This is a genomic window from Sulfurovum sp. TSL6 (assembly GCF_019972115.1).
GTDB lineage: Bacteria > Campylobacterota > Campylobacteria > Campylobacterales > Sulfurovaceae > Sulfurovum.
This window is the reverse complement of record NZ_BPFJ01000004.1, coordinates 1-5609: the sequence shown is the minus strand read 5'-3', so window position 1 is coordinate 5609 and position 5609 is coordinate 1. Positions and strand designations below refer to the sequence as shown.

The following is a 5609-nucleotide window of genomic DNA, read 5'->3' as shown; positions in this document are numbered from 1 at the left end:
AACAGTGATACCACTGCTATTGCAGTGAGTTCTTTCTCTGTTGCAGTTACACAGCAGGATGCCTACTTTGATAATATACTCTATGTTGGCTCAACATCAGGTCTTCATATAACCTCTCCAGTTAGTAAGCACATTCAGTCTGACAGTTCACTTTTAGTAAAAGCAACTGCTTCAAATCTACAAAATGGTTGGGGGGTATTATTTATTTTAGATGAGAATACTGCGGAAGAACAGCAAATGATAGATAATATAGATCCTTATGAAACTATATTTTCTAACATTAGCATGAAGGAACATACACTTGATGCTTATATCATTAATGAGAATGATATCATACAAGCAGGAGTAGAAAATCATGACCAAGTAGTGAATGTCGCTAGAGGGGATATCCTGGTTGCTGTGGGTGACAGTATTACCTATGGCCATGGGGATGATATAGACTTTGATGATATTTCATCAGATGGTCGTAATGCAGGCGGTGGTTTTGCACCGCTTCTGAATGATTATCTTAGTTTATTTAGAGACTATCCAAACAGTGTGATTAATGAGGGTATAAACGGAGAGACTACACAAGAAGGACTTGCTCGTCTTCCTTCCATACTTGCAAAGTACCCAGAGGCTACAACCATTCTGCTTTTATACGGCACCAACAATACCAGCTCAATCTCATCAGCTCCCTTAGAGAGTGGAAAAGGACTGAATATCGGAGATAATGGCTATGATGGTACCTATAAGGACTATATACAACAGATGATAGACCTTATTAACAATGCTGGTAAAAAGGCTGCTATAGCAAAAATACCGTTTGCCCTTGGAACATCCTCTACTTCAGGTGACTACAGTGACCCTATAGAAGAGGGATACAGAAATGTTAAAGCCAGAGACTTCAATGAGGCCATTGATGAGTTGGTTGCTAAACCATCTAACAATATTACAATTGCATCACCTGATTTATATACCTACTTTAGAGATGCATATATAAATGAATATTTTGACAACCTTCATCCTAATGGCTTTGGATATCGGTCTATAGCTGATTTGTGGAGTAATGTCCTTAGTCAGTAATTTTTGGCATGTAGTCTATTTATTGTAATTAATGTGTAAGAGAAATATTTGTTTATTATTCTGCAGTTTTTTAAAAACTTAAGCATAAAATTTACTTAAGTATAATGATAGTAGTATTTAATAATTATACAATTAAATATTGGAGTGGAAAGATGGAAAAGAATAGTTCTAGACGTAGGTTTTTTTCTTATTTTGGAAGAATGGCATTACTTTTTACTATGCCTTTTAGTTTATTTTCTTCAAGCAAAATAAAAAATGAAGAAGAATATATATTTATAAATGGATGGTTGTTGAAGAAAGAAGATTTAAATGATATATGATTTAAATGAAATTAACAATGATCCTTTCAAAGATAAAACATTTGATATATGCATTATTGGAGCAGGTGCTGCGGGTATTACTTTAGCAATATATCTTAAAAAAAACTTTAATATTCTTCTTCTTGAAGGTGGTGGTTTTGAATTTTCTAATGAATCCCAAGAAATATATAAAGGTAAAAATGTTGGCCATGAATACTTTGAATTAGATACTTCTAGGGCACGCTGGCTTGGAGGAACAACAAATTGGTGGGGAGGGTGGTGTGCACCTTTCGAGAAATGTGATTTTAAGAAAAGAGATTTTGTAAAATATAGTGGATGGCCTATTGAAAAAACTGATCTTGACCCTTATGATAAAGAAGCAAGGTTCATTGTCAACCTTCCTAAAAACCCACAATCAATTAATTATAAAGGATGGAATGATATTTTAGAAAAAGGAGATAAAGATCTAAATGAGTTTAAGTTTCGATGGAGTTCTCCTGCTACAAACTTTAGAGATAAATACAAATCCGAATTGGAAAATCGAGAAAATATTACTTGTTATGTAAATGCTAATTTGACCGATATGACGCTTTTAGATAATTTATCAAGTATCAATAATATTGAAATAAAAAATTATAGATGTAAAGTGTTTAGTGCTAAAGCTAAAATTTATATTTTAGCGACTGGTGGCATTGAAAATGCACGTTTATTATTAAACTTTAATAAACAGAGTAAAAATGGTATAGGTAACAACAATGATTTAGTTGGACGTTTTTTTTCAGACCATCCACATTTTGTTACAGGATCTTTTATTGTAGATGATCATATTACAAAAGTATTTGCTTCTAAGAAACCAGAATGGAGTGATGAATTTAGAACTACTTTGTTTCGACCATCTGAAAAATTTCAAAAACAGCAAAAAGTGCTTAATTTTGGATTACGTGTTGAACCTAGTTTGGGGCTTTATGATTCTATACTTACTTTTAAAGAGAAGATACGTCATATACTATGCTCTACAGACTGGTCGCGTGACATGCTAGGGAATCGTTGTCATAATGATGGTGCCATTAGAGTAGTAGCAGAACAGACTCCCAATCCGGAAAGTAGGATTACCATTGGATCTGAAGTCGATAAATTGGGCTTGAAACGAGCAGTAGTAAATTGGAAATTACAGGAAACGGATAAATTTACATTTCAAAAAGCAACAATGTGTTTTGGAAAATTATTTGTGGAGCGTAATTTGGGTCGAATGAAGATTGATGACTGGATACTTTCGAGGGATACAAAATTTCCAGGCTTTCCCCAGGAAGTTGGCGGTAATCATCATATGGGTACGACACGTATGGGGGCAACCCCTTATGAAGGTGTAGTAGATAAAAATCAGAAGGTTTTTGGTATAGATAATTTATATATAGCAGGAAGTAGTGTATTCGCAACAACAGGGCATGTCAACCCAACATTTACTATCATTCAAATGACGTTACGATTAGCTGATCATCTTAACACTACATATTCGACAGTTTAGATAATGCTTTTTATATGAATGAATTAAAAACAGTTGACTATTTTTTGTTTCAAATTTTACTTCTTTTATTATTAGATTAATAATAATTTAAACTAATTTTATATTCTTTATATTTATAATATTTGTAGTAGACTATTATATTGGACAATGTTATAGACGTCTATGATTTATAATAGGAGCGTTGAAATAGATATACTTATTTTTAAACCAAAATGATGACAATTGAATATTCTAAAAGGATTAGATATGCGGAATTATAGAGTTGGTTTGTTTAAAAAGATGTTATTGGTAGGTATGGTAGTACCTTTATTTATGTCGTTTTCTCTCATTGCTGGAGAGACGGTTAGAATTATGCCATTGGGTGACTCCATCACACATGAAAATTATCGTGATGATAAATACAATTTAGGTGGTGCTGAAGAAATACCGGAGGCAAACCGTACTGCTTATAGAGATGATCTTCTGAAATTACTTCAAACGGATGGTTATACTGTTGATTTTGTTGGTTCTCTTAATGCTGGAGGAACACTAATGTCTGATGCTGACCATGAAGGACATAATGGGCTAACAGATGCAGAGATGGCTGCTAATGTATATGGTTACTTGACTAACAATCCAGCAGATATTGTATTGCTACATATTGGTACTAATGGTGTAATTACTGACAATGGTGCTCTTGATGTTGCGAATACACTGAAAGAAATTGACAGATATGAAACCGATAATAATACCAATGTCAAAGTAATACTCTCACGTATTATCAACTGTTGGAAAGATTGGAACAATACTGCTGCCGGTGCAACTGATGCATGTACGGATACAACTGTCAATGAGATCACTACATTTAATAATAATGTTATAGGTATGGCTAATACACGTATTGCCAATGGAGATGATATTGTTATTGTAGATATGGAAAACGGTGCAGGCTTTGTTTATGATGCTACAGATATGATAGATGATCTTCACCCTAATGATACAGGTTATGCGAAGATGGCAAATGTGTGGTATGAGGCACTTGTAGATAATATACCTCTACATCATTGGAAACTAGATGAAGCAACAGAACCATATATAGACACATATCGTGATGCAAATGGTACATGTGTTACAGCTTGTCCTACTCAAACCTCTGGGATCATCAGTAATGCCCAGCTGTTTGATGGAAGTACTGCTGAAGTGAATGTGGTTGATGATGGAACGTTTGATTGGGCAGCTGGAGATAGCTTTACTATAGAGTTCTGGATGAAACCAGATAGCACAACAAATCTTCAAGTTGCTATTGGACGTCATGCGGGAACTAGTGGTAATGACTCATGGTGGGTCGGTCGCGAAGGAAACAAAGTTAAGATTTCTATAGGTGATTCTCTTACGAGTATTGCAGATATTGACACAAGTGGCAATGTGTGGACACATGTGGTAGCTGTTAAAGATTTTGCAAGTGATCAGATAAGACTCTATATTAATGGTGTTGAAGATAATAGTGTAACGGGTATAACTTTAACTGATTTTAGCGGAACTGAACCAGTGAATATAGGTTGGTTTTTTAATAAATATTGGTTTGATGGAGCATTGGATGAAATGAGAGTTTACAATGGTGTTTTGAGTGCTGAGCAGATAAAACAGCATTATGATAATGGTAATGTACCCCTCAAAATTATATCTACTCCTATCATATCAGCAGAAGTGAATACACCTTATACTTATGATGTCAACAGTAATGATCCCTCGGCAACATTTGCTATCACGCTTAATCCAGGATGGATGAATATCGATCCGAATACAGGTTTGATAACTGGAACACCATCTCTTGTAGCGAATGATGATGTAAACGTGACTGCAGATAATGTTAGTCAAACAGTAGTTCAGAGTTTTGTAGTAAAAGTGAGGGATACTGCTTCCTTACCAAGTGGCATGCAGCACTATTGGAAACTGGATGAAAATGATGGAGCAACTACTTATATAGATGAGTATAATGGTGCTACAGATGCAATGTGTAGTGCAGGTTGTCCTACGCAAATATTAGGGCAGGTTGGTGATGCTCAGGATTTCAGTATATTGAACTCTGATCTTGATGTCCCAGATGATGATTCTTTTGATTGGGCAGTTGATCAGAATTTTACAGTAATGTTATGGATGAAACCAAACAATACAAATGGTATTGAAGTTGCTATTGGACGTCATGCCGGAAGCAGTGGTAATGGCTCATGGTGGATTGGTAGAGATGGAAATAAAGTAATAGTTTCTATAGGTGGAGCTGCTAATATCATAAGTAATGCAGATATTGATATAACTGGTACTCAATGGACACATGTAGTAGCAGTCAAAGATGTAGCCAATAGTGTTATAAGATTGTATATTAATGGTATAGAAGATAATACTACATCTATTACATCTTCAGTTAATTTTGTTGGAACAGAACCTGTAAATATTGGTTGGTTTGAGACTAAGTATTGGTTTGATGGTGCATTAGATGACATAGCTATTTTTGATGGTGCACTATCAGCTAGTGAGATAAATGCTTATCATCAGAATGGATATACAGCTGACGTCACCAAACCGGTCATCACAATGAACGGTTCAGATGTATCCATAGAGCTGGGAACTGCCTATACTGATGAAGGGGCAACAGCTTCTGATAACATTGATGGGGACATCACAGCAAATATCGTGACAGTCAATCCTGTAGATATCAATACTGTAGGAGTCTATACTGTGAC

Annotated in this window: 4 protein-coding genes; all 4 read left to right on the top strand. The window is 35.0% G+C overall.

Translation table 11 applies throughout. The features are described 5' to 3' along the window. Positions 1–1065 (top strand): GDSL-type esterase/lipase family protein (locus tag LDM93_RS11265; RefSeq protein ID WP_223892520.1); only part of this gene is annotated, 1065 nt, incomplete at its 5' end. Between the two features lie 152 nt (positions 1066–1217). After that, positions 1218–1385, top strand: a complete 168-nt coding sequence (locus LDM93_RS11260; protein ID WP_223892519.1) for a hypothetical protein — start codon at positions 1218–1220, stop codon at positions 1383–1385. Continuing rightward, positions 1375–2889 (top strand): GMC oxidoreductase, encoded by a 1515-nt coding sequence (locus tag LDM93_RS11255; RefSeq protein ID WP_223892518.1) that lies wholly within the window; start codon positions 1375–1377, stop codon positions 2887–2889. The genes LDM93_RS11260 and LDM93_RS11255 overlap by 11 nt, the downstream gene beginning before the upstream one ends. Positions 2890–3135: 246 nt before the next feature. Beyond that, positions 3136–5609, top strand: a 2474-nt coding sequence (locus tag LDM93_RS11250; protein ID WP_223892517.1) for a LamG-like jellyroll fold domain-containing protein, incomplete at its 3' end; no start/stop codon positions are given.